A 26,807-nucleotide genomic window follows, 5' to 3' on the forward strand; every position below is an offset into this window, starting at 1 on the left:
AAGCTTGGTTTGTTGATTGTTGATGGTTCATGGTTAATTGCCTAATTTTATACAATACCATGAACCATGCAAGGCTCTAAGCTGGTTGCCAACCCTGATTATAAAAAGAAACTCTGTACTCTTTACCGGGAGGAACATTGCGATTCAGCACCTGGGAGAGCGTCTTGGTATTCATAATCTCTTCCCAACCTACAGGTGAAAAAGTTTCGGGATTGAAGACATTTTCGGCTAGCAGAGGATTGGTGAAAGCTTGAGAAAAGGCATCAATTCCTATCAGTCGTCCGACTAAAGGAGGTAAGGCGGAATTTGGCCGCAAATCTTCTGCGTAGAGTCCCACATACAACTCAATGTTGTCTACGTTACCGTACAATCGTTTCAATTCTTTTTGGACCTCTTCATCGCCGCTAATTTGATGGAAATCCGTCACCCGCGGATACTTGCACAGTTCGCGGTAATCGTTGTAGGTTCTTAATTTTGCCGCACGACCTACACGAATGCTGGCTGTCTCGGTTGGAATCAGGAAATCCGGCGTATTGAATAAACTCAATTGCGCTGCTGGTTGGGAACAAGTTTCTTCAAATATAGCTCCCAAACCTTTGTTGATAATCATATCATTGTTCCACATCGACTCTGGCACAGACATTTCTTTCCCGTCATGGATTATCTTATCTGGCAGCATACTATGCCAGCGATAAACTAAAGTAAATTCTACCGACATCCAATTGGTGCGATACCATTTTTCATTATTAAATGCTGGGGGATCGGTGAAGAATTGGAAGTGATAGGGAGTAATGTGGTTGATATAATCCTCTAGCACAATTTTCAGAAACTCTGCCATCACGATATTTCTGGCGGTTTGGAAAAGGCGTTCATCATCCCAACTTGGATAATTTTTTGCCAATAGGTCGCACACGCGATTGTGTTCTCTTAAGCTAAGAACGTTCAGCATTACATAGCCAACTTGCACGTTGACTCGCTCTAACTCTATCCCCATTGCAAATAATTTTTGTCTTTTTTCATAGGGTAGTTTATCCGATTTTTTCTCGTCAAATTCACCTACTATTTGATGGGGAATTCCTGTGAATTCTTCCTTGGGCTGTCCGTTCTCATCATAGTAAAAAGGAGGATATTCTTCGCCATTAATAATTTGGCTTTTTAGCTTGCCTCCTTGATGAGACCTCAGCAGGTGAGTAATACTTGCGTTCAAACCATAGACGTTACACAGATCGATTTGGTGGTTGGAGCTATTTTTGCGGTGATCCAGTCGATCGGTTCGCAGGAAACTGTCGGTAAACCATTGCACGAAATAGGGGAACAAAAGAGAGGATTTGGGCGAATATTTCGTCTTCCCTTTTTTGCGGTACAAAACCTCTAAATCCTTAAGATCCGGTAAATTATTTTCAAAATTTTCTGTGGGTGTTAAGTTAACCCCTATGTAGTTTTTATCGGTTAAGGGCTTCCAATCGGTAGGCGGTAGTTGGAGTCCCGAATAAGTGCGATCGTTTAATGACTCCCAAGAGGGGTAGGGAGACATGGTACTAAACGGATAGGGGCGAGTGGGAATTTTTAAGACGGCATTGTTAATCAGAGTTTTGTTGACTTTTTTGCTAAGCCCCTCGTTGCTTTGAATGAAGTTCCAAACCGGCTTGAAGTTAGTTAAAAGCAAAGTCTCGATTTTGTTTTTCAGCCCGTCTCTTGATGTGTCTCTTTTTGAAGACATAATGGTTTTTCCTTTTGGTTCTTGTAGATTGGATATGGTTTTTCCTTTTGGTTCTTGTAGATTCGATTGATTGCCAAGCCTCAATTCCGGGTTCTCGATCGAGTCTTTTCTATCCTCTTCAATTGGATTTAAGTTTAGATAAAAGCTTTCTAGATTTTTGGGGCGGTAGTCCTTTCGGCTTTCCAAACGCTTGAGCGTGCTTTCATGAAGATCCTCAATGGCATCGCCCACCTCGCGGAACTTGACTCCTGCTAATTTGAAAAACCCAGGAGCGTTTTTAAAATCAATCTCATAATTGGGATTGATACCTGTGGGAATGGCACTTGGATCGAATTCAAGCCCCAATCCAAGGTTACGCGTTGAATCCAACATCCACTGCAAGGCGGTATCTGATAAACCGCTGTATTCTTCCGATCCACCGCCGATGCAGATATGCGAGCCGGGAAACCAAACTTGAATAACCCGCTGGTGATCGACATCAGGATTTTTCTTCATCAGGGTAACATCAAAGATTTGGCGAACTTCGTCGATCGCCACGGCGTGCAACGCATTCTGAATCGACTGATTTAAAGTGGTGTCGTGGAATCTGTACCTTTTCTTGAGCTGTTCGTCATACTTCTTGAAGGCGGGTAGAGTAGGAATACCAAGGGCTCCAACGGTGTCGAAACAGCCGAGCAAGGTAATCGGGACGCGATCGCCGTAATCTTCGCGGTAATCGGCTGCTATCTTATCCTTTGGTTTAATGCCTCGGTTGCGGTAAAGCTCGTAAGCTTCTGATGCCCTGGTAATATGAGGGCGGTCTAGGAGACCGGAGCAATGGATCATCCCCGCTAGACTCCTGACTGTGTAAGCACCGCGACTGAACCCGAATAGATAGATTTCGTCACCCTGCTCGTAGTTGAGACTAAGAAAACGATAGGCATCTTGTATATTTCGATCGATTCCCAGTCCAGTGGCTCCGCCCAAAATCTTGTTACTATCCGATCCAACTCCCTCGTCATAAAACACGATCTGCGGAACCCCGTCACTGGCGCTCGATTTCACTGCCTGGGCAAGCTTAATTACATTACTTGGGTAACTACTATTTAGTTGTTGCCAAGTTCCATCACAGCAAACGATCAGACGTTTCATTTTTACATTTTCTCCTTGAATCTGAGATTTCGATCGCGATCGCTCGATCGAGCGTTGGCAATCAGTTACTTCACATCGCCAATTTCCCTTTTTCTCGTCAGGCGCTCCCTCTTAATTTCATCATGAAAAACTGTCTAATCCAGTCAATTTCGCTCGCCGGACAATCTTGAGCTATTGTTTGGCTGCCAAGTAGTCCCCGACCGACATCTAATTTATTTTACTGCCTTGAATATGTCAATCTAATTTTTTTATTTAAATTTCTATAAATAAAATTACAAAAAAATATTAAGTAAGTTACGATTTAATATATGTTTATATGAAGCGTAATTTTTACTGTTGAAAGTGCTTGTTACTGCAAGCCGATCGAGCGACTATTTTTCAATTACTTAACAATTATTAATATCCAGATGGTTTCATTGTAAATAGAGCGTGCTAAAGTATAAATCCAGAGTATTGGCGCTTCAAAAATTTGATAGAGCGCCTATTTAAAGATAGGGTAAAGACAGGATAAAGACAGGGTAAAGCAAAAAAAATTGCTAGTACAAAACTCTGACAGCGAATGTCGGGGCTTAGCCTATTCGCTGAGCCTGTTCATAGGTTAAGGAGCGATACCGCCACTAAGTGGGGGAGTTTAGCTTAAAAGATATTCACCTTGCAGCCTCATTGCATGGCTTTTAGGTCGGGGAGTTGTCAATGTTCGATCGATTTCACGCGCATCAACTTCATCCATAATGATTCACCAACAATGAATAAAATTTGCCACAAACTTGCAGCGACTGCTGCTGCAACTGCCGCGATCGGTTTTGCAGCTTGCTCGACACCCCCGGCTTCAGCAGCTACGTTCGAGATGGGAACACCAGAAAGTTCACTGTATATCAGATTTTCAGGTACTATAAATTTTACCTTTGAAAATCAAGGGACAATGGGACTCGACGGACTCGATACGTTCCAAGCTACATATCGATACTTTTTCGGAGGGACATCGGAAGAAGAGGCAACATGGGGTAAGGAAGACATTTCCAGCTTTTTTTTCAATTACAGTCCTCAGTCTATCTATCAACACCCTCAAGCTAACCCTTCAGACCCTGGCGTAGCTCCCTTAGCCTTTAGGGCGACTAACGAAAGTGGGGAAGAGTTGTGGATGCAGACAGTAAGTGCCGGATATACTACTGCCACCATTCCCAAAGATTGTCCGCCTTTTGCTCCGCCCAATTCGTTTTGTGGGCTTTACACCTCTTTTCGCACGGGATACCGATCGGTCAGACAAATCGCCGACGATCCGACATCCGTTCCCGTACCGGAACCGACAGTTATTCCTGGTTTGATGTTGGGAATCGGATGGCTGATTAAAAAAAAGCAAGCATCTTCCATGACAGTTGACAATTAACAGTTGACAATTGTCAGATCGCGTCCGATCGATTCTCAAAGCAACGCGAGTGCCCGCAATAAAAACAGTTTGTAGAGAGGACGGAAGTCCGCTTCTGAGCGAGGACTTCCGTCCTCTCTACAAACCTTACCGATCGCTCTTTTGAGAGCGGACACGATATCAATTGTCAACTCCAGTCATACAAAATGAGGCTCTGCGTGTCCGAGACTATCTGATGAGGTTAAAAAAGCGCTCGCCATGTCAAATGATTCACGATAAAAATGCGTCAATTGTTTTATAAATAAAATTATGAAATATTAAGTAATACCACTTATCCCCAATCGTGCAACAGTAGAATGTGCCGATCGAATTTAATTCCATTGGCTGCTAGATGAACATTTTAGCAATATTTTGGAGAAATGGTATAAGTTACGATCGCTGATAAATAGCGCAGCGATCGCGCCCATGTTGTTTAGCATCGTACAATGCTTTGTCTGCATCGGCTACCAGTGTATCTCGTTGAACTTCCAACGTGGGTATGAGTGAGGAAATACCCAAACTAACTGTGACGATTTCCTTCACGTCAGATTGTGCATGGGGAATCGCCAGATCGTGAATTTCTTGCTGAATGTTTTCTGCTACCTTAATTCCTCCTTCTAAATTTGTATTCGGAAGAAGTACCACAAATTCTTCACCACCGTAACGCGCTGCTAAATCGGGGGGACGACGGACTACTGTTTGTAATGTTTGACCTATTCTAATTAAGCAATCATCGCCAGCCAAATGACCGTAGCAGTCGTTGTAGCGTTTAAAAACATCAATATCCAATAAAATTAGGGAAAGTGGCTGCTGTTCTCGCGCTAAGCGTTGCCATTCACTTTGAAGGCGATTGTTAAAACAGCGACGGTTAGCCACCTGAGTTAAACCATCTAAATTCGCCAATAGCTCTAGTTTCTGATTGGCATCTTGGAGAGCCAACTCCATTTGTTTGCGTGCTGTAATATCGCGGATAGTAATGGAAAAACCATCTCCTAACTTTACTGCTACAAAATGAAACCAGGAAGACTCTCCTGATTCATAGTAAAAATCCCGCTTTAAAGATTCCCCTGTCTCGACAATATTAACGAAGCAATTTAATAGTTCTGGCTCAATACGATTCAAGAATTTTTTGAGAACCAATTTACCAATCATCTCTTCACCGTTACTGTTAAAAGCTCTAGCAATCACGGGGTTGACGACTAAACAACGAAAATCTTCGATATCCCCTGTTTCAGGGTTGCGAACAGCTTGCATCGCGGCAATACCATCCAGTGAACTATTCAAAACACTAGCAACTAAAGCCCTCGATCGATCAAGTACCTCTTCTGCTTCTCTGCGCTTAAGATTTTCTTGTTCCAGAAGGCATTGCTGGCGTTGAATGGTTAACTGATTTTCCAGACGCGCCACTACTTCTTCGATTTGAAAGGGTTTGGTAATGTAATCTATACCCCCTGACTCAAAGGCGGTTACGTAGTTTTACCTGCTTCAATTTTCGAGAGATCGAGAACATTATTAATTAGCGTCAATAGGTAATCACCACTGCGATAAATGATACTGGCATTTTCATATAGGTCTACAGGGATATTTTTGGCACGTACCATCAATTGAGAAAAGCCGAGAATAGCATTGAGAGGCGATCGCAATTCATGGCTCATATTAGCAATAAAGGTACTTTTGGCTTGATTAGCTACTTCCGCCTTTTGTTTAGCAAGGGCTAATTCTGACGTTCGTTCCTGTACCCGATTTTCTAAGGTTTCAAAAGAGGTTTGTAACTGTCCTGCCATCTGATTAAAGGAATCTGCTAGGGTTTCTAGTTCAGAAACTCCTTTTATCTCCACAACCTGACTGAGTTCACCGCTAGCGATCGCTTCAGTTGCTTGACTTAACCGCTGAATCGGTGCAGCGATCGAGTTTGAGGTAATAATTCCCAATCCCGTCGCTATTACTAAAGTCAATAGGCAAAGTAAAATTGTGGTTTTGGTGTTGGCATTGATTTGTCCCATAAAGTCAGATGCGGGGATCGCCGTCACCAGCAACCAGTCCAGACCGTAATTATCTCGATAAGGTATAACCTGAGCGAATAGCGTGTTTCCCTTAACTGCTACTTTGAAGTGTATAGCGGTTTGAATTTGGTTTAGATCGCTATATTGCTGCTTGAGGTGAGTGGCGATCTCCCTTGTCCATCCATCCTGACTTGCAGTAGCGGACAAACGAGTTGGCGGTTTCTTCTCATGATTTACATAAGGAAGCTCTAGGGTGGATGTAGCAACGAGATCGCCGGAACGCTCTACGATAAAAGTTTGTCCAGATTGCGAAAAATTTAGTTTACTTAAAAAAGTGCTGATATCAGACAGAATAACATTATTACTAAAAATGCCTTGAAACTTTCCCGTAGCATCATAGACAGGAACTACAGCATTCATGCCCAATGTTGGTATAATCCGATAAACATAAATCGGCGACACGTTTGTTTTTTGGCAGCTTTTGCAGCCCGATACCAGTCTGTGCGGCGGATATCTACAGCCAATGGATAAATGAGTTTCTTGGCTATACCTTGGTTGTCAACCAAATAATAGTTTCGCTGGGTTAGCTTTTCAGGTCTGACTTCGCTGAAAAGAATAGTACCAATCTCTAGGTTCTCCCCAGTCAGCTTTTTGGTTTGTTCGATCGTCTCTTGACTGAAAATCCTGTGATAGCCAATCCCCTCTCCCTTTTCATTAGCGAAGAAGTAATTGTTGACTGACAGGGACGCATACAGGATCTGCTGCCAAAAGTGATTCCGTAATTGCTCGAAATCTTTGAGGTTTAGAGAACCCTGTTGAACGGCGCGATGATTCAATGCTACAGCTTGTTGTTGGATTTCTATGGAAATATAGAGGCGATCTCGAACCCGATTTGTTGCCCGATCCATCAACTGATTTGCGATATCTTCTACCGCTTTTTGCCCGCTACGATAGGAAAGATAGCCTACCAGCCCCACCGCGCCGACAATTTGCAGGACAAAGGGGATAATTAGCAGTAATCTTAGGGGTATTTGTCGAGTTTTTTGGGATTTGTGGGGGCGATGGCTAATCATTGGTTATCAGGGGTTCGGCTAGTTTTAAAAGCCGATCGAATTGAAATTGACGCACCAGTTTTGTCAGCGATCGTATCGAACGAGTTTCTGTTTTGGGAAGCACCGATGATGGTTACATTTCACTTACTCGATAAATTTGGCGCACCTCGTCCAAACTATTCGCCGTCTTGAGTCTTTCCTGAATCGCCCTCAATACATTCATATCCGAAATCTGAGATATTTCCGGCAATAGCTGTAATCCCTCCGTACCGAATTTTAGTTCCCACCAAAATTCAATAGCTGACAAGATTCCTTGCTGGAATCCTCGTTGCTCTCCTTCCCTCAAAATTTCTTGATACCAAGGCGATTATCGTAAAACAGCCATATCCCACCTCATAATTTGCTGAACTAACCGAGTTTCCAATACAAAGGTAGCAAAAAAAGCTAACAGGTTTTCCAACTCATTTAATTGTTCATCAGCACGCAAAAGTTGAACTCCTTGCTGCACTACTACTTCCTCACCACCGCCTTTGAGCACTGGTACGAAGGAAGCAAATATCTTAACTTTTGTTAAAAAAATGTTGGCGCTTCTACTTCCCAAAGTTTAATTACGCGATACTCCTGAGTTGCTCTCTCAACGTACTGTGGGTGTTTCTGAGTTCTCGATCGGTAAATTTGTGCGAAAATTTCCTAGCCCCGGTTAAATTTGAAACGTTCAAAAGTGGGGACGATCGACCGCAGCGACAAGCTGCGGGGTTCTCGCACCAAAATCAAAGGCAGCAAGCCCACCAACCGCACAGCAGCCGAGAGGGCAAACAGTGCCCCCAAAGTCATGCCGGGAAGTTCGGCAAGAAAGCCGCCGGCGGTAGTTCCCAAAGCCCCAGCTACTCCCGAAACTGCTGCGGCGATCGCAAAATAAGTCGAAGGTTGCTCGATCGGCGCTATCTCCATTTGAATATTGTTACTACACAGCCCGATCGCCCCTAAAGTCGTTCCCCCCAGCAAGTGCAGCAGCGGCAGCCACACCCACAGGGCAAACGGGTAATTGCCCGTACCCAACCACAGCAAAGGCGTTAGGGCCACCACCAGCCCAACAGCAATTAGCAAAGGGCGATTTCCCCAGCGATCGGCCAACTTGCCCCAAAACAGCAGCAGCAGTAAATTTGCCCCGGAACTCAAGCTGCTGTAAATCGTTACCAAACTCACATCCAAGCTTAAATCTTTCAGCAGGTAGATATTAAAAAAAGGCGCGCTGAGATTAACTGCAAATGTCCACACGCTGAAGTAAAGAATAAACATTAAGAAATTAGAATCTTTCAGCACAGAAGGCACAAAATCTGTTATTTTTTTTTCTTTTTTATCTGTAAGTCGATTGCTCTCTGCATCTTTTTTATATACCTGGGGATTCACATCAACCATGAAGAATTGACACCCCAAACTAATCATTCCCGCCAAAACACCCACCAATAAAACAATACCGTAGCCCAAAATTGGATCGGCGCCCCAACTTGACACTCCCAATCCCATCAACGGCACTCCCAGCAAAGTGATGAGGCTGACAGCACTGTTGCGAAAGCCAAAATAGCGTCCCCGCAAACGGTGAGGAACCACAGCAGCCATCCAACTGAACCAGTTAGAATTGGCAAAAGCTGCCAGCACGCTAGCTGCTACGACTGTTACCAGCGTCCATTGCAGCAGTTGGTGGGGGTCTGCGTGCTGGGAACCCCAAACAATTGCCACCGCGAACACCAGCCACAGCAGCCGGGACACGCCGAATATGCCTAGGTTGTACCAGTGGCGGCTGGTTGTGCGGTCTGCGATGTAGGCTCCTAATGGTTGCAGGAGATTTACCACCATCGGAATAGCAGAGAATATACCTATTTCCACGCTGCTCGCGCCGAGTTGCAGCAAGAAGTTGCTCAACAGCACGCCGCCGGTCGCCGACTCGAAGACAGTGGCAAAAACGCCGTCTAGAGTAGAGGCTTTCAGGGTCGATCGAACTTCTTGTTTAGAAATTTTGAGAGCTGTTGTTGGAGATAGAACGAGCTGAGATATTTGCTTGTCTAGTATTTCAGGAGTCTGAAGAGATAGAGGTTCATTTAACTGTGCAACTGGTTCAACCATAGTCATAGGATTTTATATTTTAGATCGGAGATAAAAGAATTGCCAAATCCTGGTTTTGTAAGGGTTTGGGGCTTGCTTGCTATTAAATTATTTTTCACGCGAAGGTGTAAATAAATTTTAATCTTTATGCTATAAATTGCTGAGCTAGCCTCTTAAGATAAAGCCAGTCGCGCCTTCAAGATGTTAGCTTGAAAGCTAGACTGGCACTTCCGGGTAATTGTTATTAATATAAATGGCAAGCGATCGCTGAGACATCAACCGCTTGGGAGATATAAATTGGCTAATTGTAAAAAAGTAGGTTTTAGGGCTTAACAAGGAAGCGATCGCAGCATTTCGCCTGCCAAAAATTGCTCGCATTCCCCGTCAAATAAGTCGCCCCAAGGGCCAAAACAAATTTCGCGCGAGATCCTCCACTCCGCTCTCAAACGTTTACGGCTAGCTAAATCTATAGAATGAAGGACGATCGACTTGCCGAGTATAGCTGCTAACTCCAGCCCTCGGGCCAGCGCGGCAATTCCGTCTGGGGCGACAGCCTCCACTTGCTGCATATCCACGACAACTCCAAGGGCCGCCCTTTCTAAAGCTTGCTCCAAATTAATTTGGAAATCTAAGACAGCGATGCCGCCGAGACAGCCCTTGGGCTGCAAAACAATGGTGTTGGATGCGGTGGTTTCTGGAGCGAGTTGAGCGGTTGAATCCGAAACAACTGACGACATAAGGGTAGTGGCGGTCTTCATCTTTCTTCCCCCTGAGAGACCCTCACCATAGCTGTACTCAGCACGGGGTAGATGGGAGGAAAAAGGGTGCAAGGTATGTGGAAGATAGCTGTAACCATCTTTTTTTTGAACCTGTTTACAGTATTTGTACTTAATTGTGGGAATCAATTTGTCACTCCAAGCGATCGCGATCCCGGGTTTTTTGTGAAAATCTCCCGCAGGTGCCCGTAAGACTTCGGAGTCGGTTGTTGGCGATTCTCTACAAGGGCTTCGCTAACGCACCTCAAAAAAAGTGTGGCTTGCTTCAAGGAAACTGGTAGGACAAAATTATCACTTGACAAAATTCACGCTAACTGCTGATAATAGCAAACCCTAGAATTAAGCTTAAATGTTTGAGGGGTATCACTGCTAGTGCGTGATGTCGATCGCCGGCAAATTTACTGATTTCTGCATTCGACCGTGACAAAAACTCAACCTTTATCCGGGTATACACTGCCAGTATTTGCCTGTGCTGCCGCACTTGCAGCTTTGCGGTGCTTACGTGCAGGTATTCAGTCTCTAGATAGCGTATCAGTAAATCTACTGGAACCGCAAATAACGGTAGAAATTGCGATCGAGCAAGTCTCTGTACTCAAAACTGGTACGGCTTTAGCCATCACTCGCTCAGATCCGGGGGAAAATCTCGATCTGACTCGCAATACCCCCGTTTGGGCAATGGTGGAATTGGGGAGAGGGTTCGAGGGGGAACAAATACAGATTGTTGGCGGCGAGGGAATTGGACATCATAAAGCAGGTGGAGGAGCGGCAATCTATGATTACGCGATGCGGCTGCTGCGATCGAATCTCGGGCGAGAACTCGAACGGGGAGAAAAAATTACTGTCACCCTGATTCTGCCGCTAGGGCGCCAACTAGCCGCCCGCACTTCTAACGAAGCTTTCGGCGTTGTAGAAGGACTTTCGCTGCTGGGTACCACTGGCATTTCTCAACCCCTGAGCGCCCCCGGACAGTTGGAAGTTTACCGCGAACAACTGCAACAAAAAGCCGAACTGTTTGACTGTTTGGTTTTCTGCATCGGCGAAAACGGTTTGGATTTGGCGCGACAACTCGGTATCAATCCCAAAGCGCTGGTGAAAACCGCTAACTGGCTGGGCCCGCTGCTGGTAGAAGCAGGGTGTCAGGGCGTGCGATCGATTTTGCTGTTTGGCTATCACGGTAAACTGATGAAATTGGCGGCGGGGATTTTTCACACTCACCACCACCTCGCCGACGGGCGCAGGGAAATTCTCACAGCTTACTGCGCTAAGGCTGCAATGCCCGCCGATGCGTGTTCCGCAATTTTTGCTGCAGCTACAGCCGAAGACGCTCTCGGGCAACTGCGGGCTTTGGACGCGGAAACTGGCAGCAATTGGGTCGATCGAATTTACGGCGACATCGCGCGACAAATAGACTTGCGGTCATCGGATTGCATTTTTACTCACACCAACCGGAGAATCCCCGTGGGCTCGGTGATGTTCGGGCGCGATCGCAAAATTATTGTTAAAAGTGACATAGGAGATACATTTCTGACTCAAATTTGTTAATGTAGTGTAAATATCCCTGAATTCTGTTTAAATATCGGTCAGGGATAGTATTTAACAAGTAATAATTCTCAGTCCCTAGACCTTAATTATACTAGGTTGCTTCTGGACGCAGTTTCTGACGCAATAGTTCAATTAATTAGGGTAAGGCTAGAAGTAAATGTATGCTTGTCGCAGGTCCTATTAATTGACTAACATCGCTGACTGCAATCTAGTATAAATAAGATTTATTCCTAGCGACAAATGGTTGCTCGCCTTCCTTAGTATTGTACTGAGACCGCGACAGATACCACCGCTACGTTCGGCCAAATTAGCAATTAGCAACTACGCAATAACCGTGATTACTCAAATAGAAACTGAATCAGTCCTCACAAACTCTTTTCTGGAGCAGATAGATCGCCAGACGATCGTGATTCTCGACTTCGGTTCGCAATATTCCGAACTGATTGCTCGCCGCATTCGCGAAACTCAAGTATATTCAGAAGTTATTTCTTACCGCACTACGGCAGAACAGTTAACAGCTATCAATCCTAAAGGAATTATTCTTTCAGGAGGCCCGAGCTCTGTATACGATGAAAGAGCTCCCCAATGCGACCCAGAAATTTGGAATTTGGGAATACCCGTGTTGGGAGTGTGTTACGGGATGCAGTTGATGGTAAAGCAGCTCGGCGGGAAAGTTGAGCGGGCTAAGTTAGCCGAATACGGCAAGGCATCGCTATTTATTGACGATCCTACGGATTTGCTGACAAATGTCGAAGAAGGCAGCACGATGTGGATGAGCCACGGAGATTCCTGTAGCGAGTTGCCGCCTGGTTTTGAGATCCTCGCTCACACGGACAATACTCCGTCTGCTGCTGTTGCTCACCACGAGAAAAATTTGTACGGCGTTCAGTTCCATCCAGAAGTAGTTCACTCGATCGGGGGAATAGCTTTAATTCGCAATTTTGTTTACCATATTTGCGAGTGCGAACCGACTTGGACGACAGCTACTTTTGTGGAGGAATCGATTCGCGACATTCGCGCGCAAGTGGGGGATAAACGAGTTTTGCTGGCTCTCTCCGGCGGCGTAGATTCTTCTACTTTGGCTTTCTTGCTGCACAAGGCGATCGGCGACCAACTTACCTGTATGTTTATCGACCAAGGGTTTATGCGGAAGCAAGAACCTGAACGGTTGGTGAAATTATTTAAAGAGCAATTTCACATTGACGTTGAGTATGTTAATGCTCGCGAACGCTTTTTAGCTCAACTTGAAGGGATTACCGATCCGGAAGTAAAACGCAAGCGGATCGGTCACGAATTTATCAACGTATTTGAAGAAGAATCGAAGCGTCTCGGCCCTTTCGACTATCTCGCCCAAGGTACTCTTTATCCTGATGTGATTGAGTCGGCTGACACTAATGCAGACCCGAAAAGCGGCGAGCGAGTTGCTGTTAAAATTAAAAGCCACCATAACGTCGGCGGTTTGCCGAAAGATTTGCGATTTAAGCTGATTGAACCGCTGCGAAAACTGTTTAAGGATGAAGTGCGAAAAGTCGGCCGGTCGATCGGGCTACCGGAAGAAATCGTGAACCGACAACCTTTCCCGGGCCCGGGATTGGCGATTCGGATTATAGGAGAAGTTACCGCAGAGAGACTAAATATTTTGCGAGATGCTGACTTCATAGTTCGCCAAGAAATTAACCGCCACGGATTGTACGGCGAACTTTGGCAAGCTTTTGCAGTTTTGCTGCCGATTCGCAGTGTAGGGGTGATGGGCGATCAGCGCACTTATGCTTACCCGATCGTTCTGCGGTTTATTAAGAGTGAAGACGGGATGACGGCTGATTGGGCGCGGGTTCCTTACGATTTGTTAGAACTGATCTCGAACCGGATTGTGAATGAGGTTAAGGGGGTGAACCGGGTGGTTTACGATATTACTTCTAAGCCGCCGGGAACGATCGAGTGGGAGTGATTTTTGGTTCGGCGATGTGCCGGTGTTGATAGGTTGAAACCTCTCCCTCGCGCGTACTTTCGTCCGCCTGCACGGAGTGAGGGATTGTAGGGTTAATCTATTTGAATGCACATTATATTTGTAGGGACACAGCACTGCTGTGTCCTTACCGATATCTGTAGGGACACAGCACTGCTGTGTCCTTTGGGAGGTCGTGTTTAATTGCGATCGGCAATTTCAGCATCTAGTAGCAATTCGCACTGTTGAAACACGTAATTGATAGCAGCGAAAAGTTTGTCTAATTCTTGAATTGTATAAAACATTTGATTGCGAGTAAAAACCTTAGATTTGAGTTTGCCTAACTGCCAGACTCCCCCATTTGATACAATTCCAAAAACATTTTGCTCTGGGTTTTCATTCAGTCGCTGTGCGGCAATCAGTTCAACCAAACACTGCGCCCATCCATTTTCAAAGTTATCTTGTTTCGCTTCAACTAACAAAAAGTAAGGTTGTTCAAAGACGACTTTTCCTAATGAAGAACGTTTAGCCAAAATATATTCAGGAAACCCTGAAAGATATTGATCGTAGGTGAGAGATTGATGGCTCCACAAAACAAACCCGCTGTAATAGCGCTTCCAAACTTCTTTGAGCACTGGATAAATCAAATTTTCGCAAATTGCAAATTCTGAATTGTCAACCACTCCCTCTCGCATTGTAAATTCCAAATCTTCTCGAAAATAGTCAGAGACATGAAACTCGGTTTCTACTATAAAATTGGATTCGGTGTAGGTAATCTGAAATTCTTTGAGGACTGAACTGACTGTTTTGTAAGCGCTAAAGGGCATAATCACTTACCATATTTAGGTTGCGTATTTTATTGAGCTGATTTTAGCATGGGGAAAGGGCGATCGGTTTCCGCTTCAGGCTTTCAATTCTGGCTTGTGGCTTCAGCATCTAGTAGCAATTCGCACTGTTGAAACACGTAATTGATAGCAGCGAAAAGTTTGTCTAATTCTTGAATTGTATAAAACATTTGATTGCGAGTAAAAACATTAGATTTAAGTTTGCCTAACTGCCAGCGATCGCCATTTGAGACAATCCCAAATACTTCTTGCTCTGAGTTTTCATTCAGTCGCTGTGCGGCAATCATCTCCACCATACACTGCGCCCATCCTGCCTCAAAATTATCCTGTTTTGCTTCAACTAACAAAAAGTAAGGCTTGTCAAATACAACATTTCCCAACGGAGATTTTTTCGCTAATATATACTCGGGAAATCCTGAGAGATTTTCGTCATAGGTTAAGGATTTGTGACTCCACAGTATAAATTTTTGGCGATATTGCTTCCAAACTTCCTTTAAAACTGGATAAATCAGGTTTTCGCAAATGGCATATTCCGAACAGTCGGTTGCACCATCTTGCATGACTATTTCCAAGTCTTCTCGAAAGTAGTCGGGGATGTTGAATTCAGTTTCAATAATAAAGTTAGACTTGGTGTAGGTAATCTGAAATTTTTTGACAACAGAATCGATGGTTTTGTAAGCGCTGAATGGCATAATCATTTACCAAATTTAAGTTAGGTATTTTATTGAACTGATTTTAGTATGGGAAAGGGCGATCGCTTTTGGCGGGAAGGGCGATCGCCTTGACAAAAATTTATTCTTCAGTCTATTTATCTGGCAATAGTTCCTCGCTAATTGTCTCGAATTTAAGAGATAGTGATAGAACTTTTTTCTTAATACTACCAGCAGTTTGAGGTTGATTATTCATGCCACAATGAGCAATATCATTACGCAACTCTGCCATTTGACTCCAGACACTAGCAAGTTCATCTGCTTGTGGCAAAGCTGCAAACTTTTCATTGCAACGGCTATCAAGAGGAGGGCGAGGATTACGTTTATTCTTTTCAACTGCATTATTTAGAGCAGCTTCTACATACTTGCGACCTTTTGAATTATCGAACATGGGTTCACCAAATCGCAGCGCTAAGATAGAAACCAACCACTCACGCGCTAAAGTGACTGCTTGTACTAATTGATCTCGGTCAATGTACCATTTAATCATCTGCAATTGTAGCCGCAGATTCTGGCTCAATGCTGCTTCATCTTTAGGATTTTCGAGAGCAAATTGTCCGTACTGTTGAACCACCTTGTCTGATAAAAGTGAAAATGGTTTAGCTCGATCGGCAAAATTTTGTGCAGCTTTTTGGAGAATTTCTTCTAACTTAGTAGCCGATTCCATCGTCTCAATAGGTCTAGTTACACTTAAAGCTAGAGAGATATTCTCAATTGCTTCAACCGAATTCTTAAGATTGTCTCTAATTTGTCTGCTAGATGGAATTTCGCTTAGTTCTAATTTTGATGGTATAGCACTTTCAAGTAAATTAGCGAGTTCTCGTCCGTCTCCTATTTTGACAAATTGATTAGTGGCTGTAATCCAATCAATCATTGACACAAATTCAGATAGGTCAATGACAGGCGCTGGTACGTTATTTTTGCTGTCGCTTAACTCAGGAGCACCATAGTAAATAGCTGCAATTGTTACGTTTTTCGCCGCTTTGAGGTAAGCAGCGAATAAGAAGACTAGAAAAGGAAGCGATCGGAGTCCGTGAGTAATATCAAAAATTACGCGATCGTCTTCATCAACATATTGAGTGATGATTTTAAAAGTTTCCCACATTTCCTCCGTAGTTCTACAAGTTGGGATATCAATCGGCTTGATACGCGCATCTCCTAGTGCTTCTAATAGAGGCCAAGTAGTTGCTTTTGCTTCTTCTGTGACGCACACTAACATAGTGTCATATTCACAAAACTGGTGCAGTGCTTCAGCAAATACTTGACCCTTATAGGTGCGATCGCTATGGCTGTAAATAGTTTCTCGTGGAGATTTACCTAAAAATGTAATAATCTTTGTTTGAATCATTGGTAATCTCCTTAATCTAGTTTTACAATTGTTTGGCCCATTCCTAAACGGGTTTTAATTCCCGTACCTGCATAATGGCTGTATTGAACCAGCAAATTAGCAACATTAGCCAGCAAAGCATCAGTACGGTAAGGAATTTGCAGCGTTACTTGGCCAACAAACCCGTTGACATAGGCTCTCGGCAACTGGTGCGATCGCGTTTGAATCTTGTGGTGTTTTAATAAAACAGCCTGACTCAAATAAGCGATTAATTCATCACTCCCCAAATAAACAGGAGCAAAGTGATTCCACCTTTCTAACCAACTGCGAAACATCTGATTGGGAACGGGTAAAGCTAAGTGTGTGGAACCTTGGGCGAAAGCAGTCGGAGTTGTAAATTTAAGGTCAAAGCGGCGGACGGGTTCTGGTTCATTGGCTACAATTTCCGTGTAAAGTTGTTCGTAGCTGGTGATTTCATCTTCTCGATTAATTATCTCAAATTTAGCACCGAGAAATTCGAGAGATGGTGAGAGATTCAGGGAGGCGATCGCTTTTGCAGCATTTTCCTGCAAGCCAGACAAAGAAAAGGTATAAAGCTCATCTGGTGTAAACGTCTGAAAATCTTTTGAAACTTGGTAGAAACCCTGAATTCCTGAAAAACTTACAGAAGGTACAGCCTCACTCCCGACTTCTAATCCTAATCGGCGATGCAACTCCTTCACCAATTCTAAATGGTAAGCGCGCGGTAAAACAGCGGGTTCGGATACAGTTAATGTCCAGGTAGAACGAATTAGCATGGCTTAAACTTTACCCATCCAGGTACATATTTGATATCGCCCTTATGATCTACAACAGTCCGCCGCGATTTGGGTGCTTCAAAACCCGGTGCTTTGATTCCGCAAGTATCGCGGATTTCGGCTACCAATTTCTCATCAAGACATAAACTAACCGTAGTTCCCAACATTCCGCTTGCCCAACCAACCCTTAAGCTATAAGGGCACTCAGTCGGTTCGTATAGTTCCTGAATATAGCTGAAATTTAAGTCTTTACCTTGAGAGAGATTATTTTTGATATCCTCCCAATAATCGTGTTCAGCATCCCATTGCTCTTGAGCGAAATCTCGACAAATTTTCAGCAACTCATCCAGATTTTTAAACGGTATTTTCATCCCTTCGCTATGAGTGAACCATTGCAGCATTTCCGTATCCAGACTCAGGGTGAATTCAGTCTGCACGTTGCGAACCATTTCCGCATAAATGGAAGCGCGATATTTAGCTTTATAATCTGGGAAGCGGCTGGAGACAATGACTTCAGCAACTATAGGTAAGTTAAAAAATACATTTGTTCCTTGCTTACTGACTTTTTTGAATTCTAGCAAAGGCTGAGAATCGGTGACTTTAATGGCTCGCATGAAGTCCGTGTTAGGCCCAATTTTGCTTTTGACCGATCGCCCTTGATATGATAGAGCAAAATCAGTGAATAAACTATCCATGAATAGTTCATCATCTAAAAATTTTTGTTTGTGTTTATTTGCGACTTCCCCTCTACCAAGTTTTTCTCGTAATTGGATTTCTATGACACTAAGGCTGGCAGATTTTGGTAGTTGATATTTGTTTTCATTTTTGAGGAGGTGGTAGGCGATCGCAGTTCTAATTGCCCCTTTAATCGACGAACCGGGAATGTACAATTGTCCCATGCCGTTGCGAATCATCGGACGCAAATCTGTCACCGAATTTTCAGTCCATTTATGACTGACGGCAATTTCAGGAAAAATGCGATCGCCATTTTCGCCTGTAGCATTCCACCATTGTTCGCCCAAGACATCTTCAAGCAATTTAGTAATACTTTTCTGCTCTTCAATGGCACGAATATAATCGTTCAATCGACCCCGCTGATACAGCACTTTTGCTAAAGATTCTCGATCGGGGAGATAAACCCTTTTAGATGTTTGGACATATTCAAAAGGATTCAAGCGCGAGACTTCTGAGCCGATATGTAAAATAGGACTTGTTAGCTGAATCCGCTTTGATTCGGAAGCTTCAGGTTTTTTGATGGCAAGGTGAGAAGTAGCAGTCATGATATTTATTCACTATTGACTTTGATAGGAAGACTTAAACTAATGCCGCTGCGGTAGATCGGATGATTTTTAGGTTTCTTAGTTTGTTTATCTATTAATTGATGAGGTGTAACGTCAGCAATTTTTCCTAATGGCGGCGACGAAAAAACCGAACCTTCCACAAACATTCGCAGCATTTGGCGGCGCAACTGTTGCCCTGAAATCCAACCTCCTCGCTCTATAATTTCATAGCAAGCATCTTTATCTTCGGTTATCAAATGCTTTAGCGCTGACAAATCATCATCCCAGAATAAACTCATTAGACTGTAATGACTTGCCTTGAAATTCACTACTTTTTGCCACATTTCAGGTAATGGCAACCATTCAACTTCAAAGTGTCCCGCACCGCTGCTGCGTTCGCCCCCTATTCCTTCTTCACCAAGCAGTTGTAAAGCAGCCTGGAGTTGCTTTTCTAAGGTTTCGTCTTTCTGAGAAAAGTTGAGCAGGAAGTACAAACCCGATATACTTTTGATATTGTTACCGTTTTGCTCCCATTGGAATTGCACAAAACCTGTATGATAAAAGTTGGTTGCTCTGGTAACGCGGTCTACTGCTATTTTTGGTTCTTGACCAATTTTAAAGGCTTCTTTATAGCTAAAAGTTCCCTGTTCGTGCAAAAAGCCATCAGATTTTTTCTTGTTAGTCTCCTTAATTAGTTCTTGTCTGTCCTCACTGGTAAATCCTTCTCCCTGATACCATTTATGCCACACTTCTAAAGGCAAATAATTAATCTTTTTGTAAGCCTTGAAAAATTCTAAGTCTCCGTCACCAGCAGGGTAGTTAGCGGGAAACTTTAAAGGACGTGGCAAATAGTAAATATCGCGATCGTCGTGATGGCGATAGACAAACGTCGAACTCATCGTTACGGATGGCTGCGGGTTGAGAAACCGCTGCAATACTTTCTCAAAGTCATCCTTTTTAAACAATCGAGCGCAAGCACTAATCCAAGCACTAAATAGAGTGTCAGAACGCACGCGATCGCTCGTCTCCTCCATCCCAATTCCCAATTCCCCAAAATGAGCAGGAGAGTTGCCAAAATTGAGTTTAACTAATCTCCAGTTATTCATGCTTCCCCCCCATTTCCTGGCAGCAATCGCTGCTGAATTTCATCACGGAAGCGGCCGAAGTTTTCGAGAAGTGCTTCTGTATTAGCCACGGGTTGAATTGGGGGCAAACCAGATTCTCCGCTGGCTATCTGACGGTATTGATTTAAACTGCGAAAAGAAAACTGAAAATCCGCAAATTTGACTTTGCCATAGCCGCGAGAACCGTGTCCGCCGAGAGCATCATCTTCTAATAATGCCAGTGCGATCGCCAGATTCTGCAAATCTTCAATAGCTTGAGAAGCATCTTCAACCGTGTAAATCAGTTCAAACTGAAATTTTGATCCAGCAGGAACCCTTTCTACTTGTCTGGGATTGGCTGCTGCTGTAATGCGATCGATACCGTTTTCAAACTTCCACTCTGTCATGTAGAGTCCGGTATTTACCCTCTCCAGTTTTTCCGCAGATTCCCTTTGTAAATGACAGTCCCGAACAATCAAACGCGCTGTCGCGTTCCGTCCTTTAACTTTACTGTATAATTCTCCAATTTCTCCTTCCCTTTCCTCTACAAAACTCCCCAATCTACTGCCATCATTAGCTTTAGCAATCCTTCGCTTGGAACTGTCTTTTACTGCTTCTAATTGCTCTGCCTCAACGGCATCAGTTTTCACCCAACAATCTACCCCCGTAGATCCAAAAACGCGGCAGACTTTGCAAGTTTGAGCGCCGTCGTAAAAAATTAGCAGAGGTGGTTTTTCCTTTCCCTGTTTAACTTCTGTAAATCCATCTACTAAATCATCGCTTTCGTAGCGATAAGTACCGCTTCCACCAGGTCTGTTCACGGGCTTGTTTTCCAATCTTTCTAAAATTGAACGCAGTTTGCCTTTAATTGACGAACCAGGTAAGTAAGGATGCTGAGTTAAAGGGTCGCGAATGACAGGCTTATCAAGTCCTCCGATGTCGAGACTTTCTCCTCCTCCACCAATGTGCAATCCGGTTTCTACATTCAGCGTACTGGTAATGCGAACTTTACCGAGTAAAGGTTTTTGTGCAAGAGATACAGGCATAGCTATTTTCCACCTTCTGCTTTGTGATAGGCAATAATTGATTCAATCAGTTGAACGAGACGCTCAAAATCTTCGGTGCTGTGTACTTTGTCGATCGCCACTGACATCACATCAGTCATGGGTTTTGCAGCTTTTTGTCTGGCTGCGGCGTAGGCTAGTTTTGGTTTGAGGAGAACTACTTCAGTTTCTATTTTGGAAAAGTCATTCGTTTGAGCCAAAGTAACTTTCATCTGGTTAACAGCGTCGAGGAACTTGCGAACCTGATTAGTTTCTAATCGTTGCTGCTTCAAATAAGGACCAAACTCCTCGGCGTGTTTAACCAAGTCACGAATCGGATAAGTTTTTAAACTTTCTAATCCAGTAATTGTTTTGACTATCCTTTTCGTAATTTCTAAAGGCGGTTCAGTGGACATAACCGTCTTATCTGCCGAGGTGTGTAGTTGTTGTTTTTCCTGTATATTTGCAGGATTAGGGAGATTTAGAGAATTGACTTTTTTAGGTGGTTCAGGCATTTTGATATTAGCGGTTTAGTAGTTCAAGCCAAGTTGCGATAGCCCTAAAATACGGCGCGTTATACGGATTTTTCAGAGAAGTTCGCACCGGATAAAAATTCTCATGGTCTCGGACTTGGCTGGGAAGTCGCGCCAGAGTATAAACGATTTTAGGCAAATGTAAGTAGTAACGAATTTCCCTCTCTTGCTCTGCTGATTTATCCTGAATTTTTGCCAGCATATTTTCTTGAGCTTCAGCAGTCATCAACAGGTTGCGAATAAAACTTCTGGAGTAATTGATATCTAGATTTTTCAGTTGCTCGACGAGGGGAAATATTCCCCACAGATCCGGTTTAAATTCTGGACTTAAGTAGTTTCTAATCTCCTCGTCTATAACAGCCAATTTTTCTTGAATTCCCAACCATTCATCCCATTTAAACTTACCTCCAAACAAACCCAAACTATCGCGACCATTGCCTTTAGCAGCTTCTTCGGCCTCGCCCGATGTTTTAGCGGCTTGATAAAGAGGAAATTTAGCACTATCAATGCTAATTCCCCCAGATAATGTAATATCTGGATTTTTTCCCGTATAAGATCGGAAACACTGGTAAACGTCAAAGGCAAATTCAACTATCTCATTCCATGCACCGCTGACAAATAGATCGTCGCCACCCGCGTAAATGAACAGAAGATTTGGGCGATCGCCCTCGGTTAAATATTTTGCATTCTCTAAGATTTTAACACTCTTTCGAGTTTCTAGGAAATTCTCCTTGCGGTTTTTTGCCAAACTATTGAGATAGACTTTAAAGAAGTAACTCATTTGGCGAGAAAGTCCAGCCAATCTTGGTAAAGTTTGATTTTCACCCAAACCCTCAGCAAAAATCCGCCCCAGTCTATCTACATCCATCCGCAAGTAACCAACTCTAGGAATCGCTCCTGCTTCCTTGGCTTTCTCTGCCATTTCACCTGCTCGGATAAAACCCGATTCTTCTTCGTTTCGCTGAGCATAGTTTCCCAATAACAACGGTACAGTATTATTTTTGTGATATTTTTTTAAGTCCCAATTGTTAACGAGCAAGACTGTTTCATCATCTTTAGCTACTTGTAAGGCTAGTTCGCCTTCCTGAAAAAAGTAGTAATATAAATTTGGCAAATAAATTCTTTGGACTCCGCCTTTAATATTCGATCGCTTAGAGCGCACTATTGCGTTAATATCAAACAATTCATCGCCCAGCTCAAACATAGTGCGACACATCCAACAAGCAGGAGACGAATCAGGCTCAAAGCGATTTAAAATTTTGAGACTTTGCAAATCATCGCGATGGCAAACTCGGCAAGGTTCATGACTCGGTTTGGGTTGGATAAAGTCATGAATGTGACCTTCAAACTTGCGAAGTTTCTGCTTGGCGAGGTTCTTGGTTACTTGTGTCCAGAGATCGGCAAATTCTTTAGTTTTTAGAGCTGTAGTTGGCACAGGTAAATAATCGATCGCTAAAAACAGTTTACCTTGAAAAGTATTTTTTAGCCACTTATTAAATCGCTCTCGAATCGTACATAAAGCAGCTTGAACCTTTATTGTATCGTTTGATGCCAGCAAGTATAAATTACCGCCACCCGCATAAATAACATTAGTACGTGGTAACTTTAACTCTTCCAAAAGCTGCTGAACAATTTCTTCTGTGACTAATTCCAGATAAAAACTCCGAGCGCGGAGAGATTTCAGCGCACCATCCGAAGAAATCGTGTAAATAAACTTTTGAATTCCCGATAAATCCCCGGCAATTAAACCGATCGCAGTTGCATCAGGATTCTCAACCAAAGCAGATGCTACCGCAGCCGTCGATCGCGCCATATCTATCAAAGCAATATTCCCCTCGCAAAAACTGAGACAAGAACCATACTTTTCTAAAATCAGAGTTAACAGCGATAAGTTTTGCCAGTCTTGTTCCCGAATATTTTCTAACTCTATTTTGAGATTTTCTTTATATTCTTCTAAATCGGGAGGTTTTGTCAACGGATAAGGAATAGACGGGTAAGAATCCTCGCTAGCGTCGATCGCCACTACCGGACAATAATGATATTCAAAATCTGTGTCTTTGCTATCTGCAAACTTGACAGCATCAAATAGCAACTCCAAGTAACTTATTTGAGTATCGTCGTGCCATGACAATAATCCTTTCGCTTTAGTCACGGCTCGATATTCTTTTGAGCGTTGACAGCCATCGGGTAATGTGGCCTCAGCCCAATCTGCTAAAGCGCAGATAGCTTGCTGGATAACTTGGAGAGCAACTTGTTGTGATGGCATATCTAAAACTTCCTCTATTACCTAGCAAACTATCAATCAACTAAGTCACCCAAATTATACTCAGGACTGTGAGTAATTGCAATTACATATTTTCCCAACTTCGGATCGAAAACTCCAACAGCACCGTAAAGGTGAGAAACTTTGTGCGCCAAAACACAGGCTACAGGTACTGATGCCGGTCCGTTAATTTTAATTAACCGCCCTCCCGACAACTCTCCAGAATTGCTCATTTCCTCCAAACGAGCCGCCGCATCTCGCACAATGCGATCGTTTTGAGCAGCTTCTCCAAATCCAATTTTCAACACTTCACCCTGAAGCTCAATCTTGTAAGCAGTCATCAGCTTTTCCCACTTGGTATACCCGATTATCGCATATTATCGGAATACCCCCCTTCCGATCGCCCTTACGCTATAAAAACACAACACCAATCCCTCAAACCACCGTGTACCCAACCTTTCCCAATCCGCCCAACCCCAAAATTTTACAACAGTTAGCCAACGGAACTCTCGACCAAATGCAAAATCTCACCCGCGCCATCCGGTTATGGGTTTTGTTAAATTGGCTTTACAGCGACGAAGGATATAATGCCCTTGCAAATTCCTTTACCTATGCTGATTGGCGCGCAGCTTTCTTTGGCGACAATTACAAAGATGAAAAGCAAGAAGATATTGCCAACTATCCCGATCCAAATTGTGCTTGCAACAAAACAACGCAACAGTGGTTAATCAAATGGGACGTGTCTGTAAATGAGTGGCGGCATTCTTTACAAAAACAAATCGCAATTTCCGATCGCGATTTAGACGAGCTCTTGGCAGAAAAGTTATTCGCTCAAGTCCGCAAATCTCTGCAAAATGATTTCGATTTGCTGGTGAGTCGGAATTGCCTGCAACTAATCGCTGATGCTCCTGGTAGAAGTAAGAATTATCGCCGATTAGAAACAATCCCGTCAATCTTTGATCGAGCGGAAAACTCCAATTCTGAGAGCAATCTGAGTTCTAAAGCACAGATTTATCTGGATATGTTTAGTTTTCTCGATCCGAGTTTACCTTTGTTAGCGGAACAAGTTTTAGCGGAAGCAGATGAAGATAATCATCGCATCTTTTTCTATGTTGATTATCTAGTACCCGAATCCAGTAGCCTAGAAGATGCTGTCGATCAATTTCAGAGCGAATTGCAGGAAATTTGGGAGTCTCAAAATATCGCTCCTTTGCTATTAACTTATCGCAGCGCTCATCAAAATCAGATTAAGGAGTGCGTTGTTTATCCGGTTTGCATTTACTTTATGGATCGAGCTAAATATTTGTGTGCCTACGGCAGCACTCCCAGAGGTGAAATTAATTGGTACAAATATCGGCTCGATCGCATTATTTCAAAACGTCTAGAATCCTTGGATTGGCAAGATGCTCGGGTTCCCCAATTACTCAAAGAAAAATATCAGGAAAATAACCTGCCAACTCCCAAAACAGTTAACGATATGTTAAAGGAAGCTTGGGGCTGCGATTTTTATAAAGAAACTGGGCTGATGGTGTTGCGGTTCGATCGCACTTTCGCTCAATCCTACCTTCAAGGAATCAGCATTCACCATACCTGTACCGCCATAGAGTACGATCGCGCCGCCACATTAATCACACAATACACTCCCAACCCAGAACACCGATCGGCACTTTTACAAATCCTTCAGTCTCGCCCAACCGACGATGCTTACTACCAAGTCACTTACCGAGAGACAGACTACCACCCGCTGAGGTGGTTGCGAGCTTTAGGTTCAGAAGTCGAGATTCTGCTACCTTGGGACTTGCGACAGAAAATGGCTGTAGAAATCCAAAAAACTCAGAACTTGTACCAATAGTCTTTTGCTCGATAATTATCAAAGTTATTGTGGAAAACTTGCCGATTTCTGTGGAAAACCCCCCTATTCCTGTGGAAAACTAGCACTAAATTAAGTGCGAGCGCTCTAATTCCCTTGATAGCATTTAAAAAATTAGAGGAATTGCGATCGCAAAAACCGCCTTCCTCCTTCATCCCTCAACCTGCTGTTTGCTGGGGATACAGCCTACATTTTTCCTCCTTCCTGCTTCCTCTTTCCTTCTTCCTTTTCTTCAGAATCGTAGCTAATTTGGTCGGAATGGTAAGCCGGTGGCTCAACGTGAATTAAGATTCGTACAGGGCTGAAACGTTCTTCCAAACGGGTTTCAACTTCTTCTGTAATCCGGTGAGCTGTTTCTACATCGACAGCATCCACAATCATGTGCATATCAATAAATACTTGACGCCCTACCACACCGCGGGAGGCGATCGAGTGACAGTTGACAACCCCCGGTACCTCCATCGCGATCGCGTGAATAATCTCCGGTGCGATCGCCATTTCATCCACCAACCAAGGCAGATTTTCTGTTAAAACCTTCCAACCGCTGCTAAATACCAAAACAGCCACAGGAAAAGACAAAAACACGTCCAGAGATTGCAATTGAGGTATATTCCAAACCTCCCCTTGCCAAACACCGATCAACCCAGCAATTACCATAATTGTCACCCAAACATCGCTCATCGTGTGCTGGGCGTCAGCCACTAAAATCGCGCTACCGAGACGTTTCCCAACCCTGCGCTCGTAAAAAGTGACAAAAATATTGATGCCCAGTACGAGCAGCAATATCCACAGTTCATTGGGCGATATTTTGACAACTGCGCCACCTTTGATCAGCCTTTCGACAGCGCCACTGAGAATTTCAAAACAGGCAATTCCCAGAAAAACAGCTATTCCCAGAGCTCCGAGAGCGTCAAATTTCTGGTGTCCGTAGGGATGATCGCGATCGGGCTGCGGATTGGCATAATGATTAGTTACCAATCCTAAAATATTATTAGCGCTGTCCGTGACGCTGTGCAAAGCATCTGCCAGCAAACTGAGGGAACCAGTCAGCCATCCCACGGCTGCTTTAATTGCCATCACCAGCAAATTTAGCAATAAGGTAATGATTAAGACCTTGCGGATTTCGGAACGGTTATCGGCTACCATAAAATCTCCTCGATCTGCCGTCAAATTTTCTGACTTCTAGCTTAAAGCTTATCAAGTCATAACAGGTTAAAAGTATTGCAGAATCTAGCTTGCGACTAGATTTATATTCATTAATTTAGCCTCGCTTCTTGAGATTAATTTTAATTAATAGCTTTCTCGCAGTCCAATTGAGCGGGAATGTACTTCTTTTGGGTTACTATATCTTTTATCATT

23 protein-coding genes are annotated in these 26,807 nt (G+C 43.6%); 4 read left to right on the forward strand and 19 right to left on the reverse strand.

What is annotated here, in order from left to right; all coding sequences use genetic code 11:
• Positions 1 to 76: 76 nt before the first annotated feature.
• Positions 77 to 2,851 carry a phospholipase effector Tle1 domain-containing protein gene (locus QUA02_RS12225; protein WP_333027980.1) on the reverse strand — a complete coding sequence of 925 codons (2,775 nt, stop codon included), beginning with the start codon at positions 2,849 to 2,851 and terminating at the stop codon, positions 77 to 79.
• Positions 2,852 to 3,596: 745 nt separating this feature from the next.
• Between QUA02_RS12225 and QUA02_RS12230 the strand changes: the two genes are divergently transcribed.
• Positions 3,597 to 4,238, forward strand: coding sequence for a PEP-CTERM sorting domain-containing protein (locus tag QUA02_RS12230; protein ID WP_333027983.1), 642 nt, complete (start codon positions 3,597 to 3,599; stop codon positions 4,236 to 4,238).
• 408 nt (positions 4,239 to 4,646) lie between these two features.
• On the opposite strand, the gene QUA02_RS12235 is transcribed toward QUA02_RS12230, so the two are convergent.
• From QUA02_RS12235 to QUA02_RS12265, 7 genes are all read right to left on the reverse strand, one after another.
• Positions 4,647 to 5,663, reverse strand: a complete 1,017-nt coding sequence (locus QUA02_RS12235; protein WP_333027985.1) for a GGDEF domain-containing protein — start codon at positions 5,661 to 5,663, stop codon at positions 4,647 to 4,649.
• Between the two features lie 59 nt (positions 5,664 to 5,722).
• Entirely contained in the window at positions 5,723 to 6,679 is a 957-nt protein-coding gene (locus QUA02_RS12240; RefSeq protein WP_333027987.1) for a histidine kinase dimerization/phospho-acceptor domain-containing protein, read from the reverse strand.
• Positions 6,676 to 7,332, reverse strand: coding sequence for a hypothetical protein (locus QUA02_RS12245; protein ID WP_333027990.1), 657 nt, complete (start codon positions 7,330 to 7,332; stop codon positions 6,676 to 6,678). The genes QUA02_RS12240 and QUA02_RS12245 overlap by 4 nt, the downstream gene beginning before the upstream one ends.
• Before the next feature lie 112 nt (positions 7,333 to 7,444).
• On the reverse strand, positions 7,445 to 7,618 hold the full coding sequence (locus QUA02_RS12250; protein ID WP_333027991.1) for a hypothetical protein: 174 nt from the start codon (positions 7,616 to 7,618) through the stop codon (positions 7,445 to 7,447).
• 60 nt (positions 7,619 to 7,678) lie between these two features.
• Positions 7,679 to 7,912, reverse strand: coding sequence for a hypothetical protein (locus QUA02_RS12255; protein WP_333027992.1), 234 nt, complete (start codon positions 7,910 to 7,912; stop codon positions 7,679 to 7,681).
• A gap of 89 nt (positions 7,913 to 8,001) precedes the next feature.
• Entirely contained in the window at positions 8,002 to 9,441 is a 1,440-nt protein-coding gene (locus QUA02_RS12260; protein ID WP_333027995.1) for an MFS transporter, read from the reverse strand.
• Between the two features lie 302 nt (positions 9,442 to 9,743).
• Positions 9,744 to 10,172, reverse strand: a complete 429-nt coding sequence (locus QUA02_RS12265) for an STAS domain-containing protein (protein WP_333027996.1) — start codon at positions 10,170 to 10,172, stop codon at positions 9,744 to 9,746.
• A gap of 438 nt (positions 10,173 to 10,610) precedes the next feature.
• Between QUA02_RS12265 and cbiD the strand changes: the two genes are divergently transcribed.
• On the forward strand, positions 10,611 to 11,732 hold the full coding sequence (gene cbiD, locus QUA02_RS12270; protein WP_333027998.1) for a cobalt-precorrin-5B (C(1))-methyltransferase CbiD: 1,122 nt from the start codon (positions 10,611 to 10,613) through the stop codon (positions 11,730 to 11,732).
• Between the two features lie 346 nt (positions 11,733 to 12,078).
• On the forward strand, positions 12,079 to 13,680 hold the full coding sequence (guaA, locus tag QUA02_RS12275; RefSeq protein WP_445305165.1) for a glutamine-hydrolyzing GMP synthase: 1,602 nt from the start codon (positions 12,079 to 12,081) through the stop codon (positions 13,678 to 13,680).
• Positions 13,681 to 13,877: 197 nt separating this feature from the next.
• Here the strand turns inward: guaA and QUA02_RS12280 are convergent, their stop codons facing one another.
• The 10 genes from QUA02_RS12280 to QUA02_RS12325 form a co-directional block, all read right to left on the reverse strand.
• Entirely contained in the window at positions 13,878 to 14,504 is a 627-nt protein-coding gene (locus QUA02_RS12280) for a hypothetical protein (protein WP_333028003.1), read from the reverse strand.
• Between the two features lie 83 nt (positions 14,505 to 14,587).
• Positions 14,588 to 15,214, reverse strand: a complete 627-nt coding sequence (locus QUA02_RS12285; RefSeq protein ID WP_333028005.1) for a hypothetical protein — start codon at positions 15,212 to 15,214, stop codon at positions 14,588 to 14,590.
• A gap of 112 nt (positions 15,215 to 15,326) precedes the next feature.
• Complete coding sequence (csx2, locus tag QUA02_RS12290) at positions 15,327 to 16,580, reverse strand: TIGR02221 family CRISPR-associated protein (RefSeq protein ID WP_333028008.1); 1,254 nt, start codon at positions 16,578 to 16,580, stop codon at positions 15,327 to 15,329.
• An 11-nt stretch (positions 16,581 to 16,591) separates the two neighbouring features.
• Positions 16,592 to 17,356, reverse strand: coding sequence for a CRISPR system precrRNA processing endoribonuclease RAMP protein Cas6 (gene cas6, locus QUA02_RS12295; protein WP_333028009.1), 765 nt, complete (start codon positions 17,354 to 17,356; stop codon positions 16,592 to 16,594).
• Complete coding sequence (csm5, locus tag QUA02_RS12300) at positions 17,350 to 18,636, reverse strand: type III-A CRISPR-associated RAMP protein Csm5 (protein WP_333028012.1); 1,287 nt, start codon at positions 18,634 to 18,636, stop codon at positions 17,350 to 17,352. The genes cas6 and csm5 overlap by 7 nt, the downstream gene beginning before the upstream one ends.
• A gap of 5 nt (positions 18,637 to 18,641) precedes the next feature.
• A complete protein-coding gene (csm4, locus tag QUA02_RS12305; RefSeq protein ID WP_333028015.1) occupies positions 18,642 to 19,742 on the reverse strand; it encodes a type III-A CRISPR-associated RAMP protein Csm4 in 1,101 nt (366 codons plus the stop codon).
• Positions 19,739 to 20,728 carry a type III-A CRISPR-associated RAMP protein Csm3 gene (csm3, locus tag QUA02_RS12310; protein WP_445305166.1) on the reverse strand — a complete coding sequence of 330 codons (990 nt, stop codon included), beginning with the start codon at positions 20,726 to 20,728 and terminating at the stop codon, positions 19,739 to 19,741. The genes csm4 and csm3 overlap by 4 nt, the downstream gene beginning before the upstream one ends.
• Before the next feature lie 59 nt (positions 20,729 to 20,787).
• On the reverse strand, positions 20,788 to 21,297 hold the full coding sequence (gene csm2, locus QUA02_RS12315) for a type III-A CRISPR-associated protein Csm2 (protein ID WP_333028018.1): 510 nt from the start codon (positions 21,295 to 21,297) through the stop codon (positions 20,788 to 20,790).
• 7 nt (positions 21,298 to 21,304) lie between these two features.
• Positions 21,305 to 23,581, reverse strand: coding sequence for a type III-A CRISPR-associated protein Cas10/Csm1 (gene cas10 / locus QUA02_RS12320; protein ID WP_333028020.1), 2,277 nt, complete (start codon positions 23,579 to 23,581; stop codon positions 21,305 to 21,307).
• Between the two features lie 32 nt (positions 23,582 to 23,613).
• Entirely contained in the window at positions 23,614 to 23,919 is a 306-nt protein-coding gene (locus tag QUA02_RS12325) for a CRISPR-associated protein Csx3 (protein WP_333028022.1), read from the reverse strand.
• Between the two features lie 104 nt (positions 23,920 to 24,023).
• On the opposite strand from QUA02_RS12325, the gene QUA02_RS12330 reads away from it, so the two are divergent.
• On the forward strand, positions 24,024 to 25,430 hold the full coding sequence (locus tag QUA02_RS12330) for a TIGR03985 family CRISPR-associated protein (protein WP_333028024.1): 1,407 nt from the start codon (positions 24,024 to 24,026) through the stop codon (positions 25,428 to 25,430).
• A 204-nt stretch (positions 25,431 to 25,634) separates the two neighbouring features.
• Here the strand turns inward: QUA02_RS12330 and cdf31 are convergent, their stop codons facing one another.
• Positions 25,635 to 26,594, reverse strand: a complete 960-nt coding sequence (gene cdf31, locus QUA02_RS12335) for a CDF family zinc efflux transporter Cdf31 (RefSeq protein WP_333028026.1) — start codon at positions 26,592 to 26,594, stop codon at positions 25,635 to 25,637.
• Between the last annotated feature and the right edge of the window lie 213 nt (positions 26,595 to 26,807).

The sequence above is a fragment of the Microcoleus pseudofavosus SVA1_A4 genome (genome assembly GCF_036700565.1).
Classification (GTDB): domain Bacteria; phylum Cyanobacteriota; class Cyanobacteriia; order Cyanobacteriales; family Microcoleaceae; genus Microcoleus.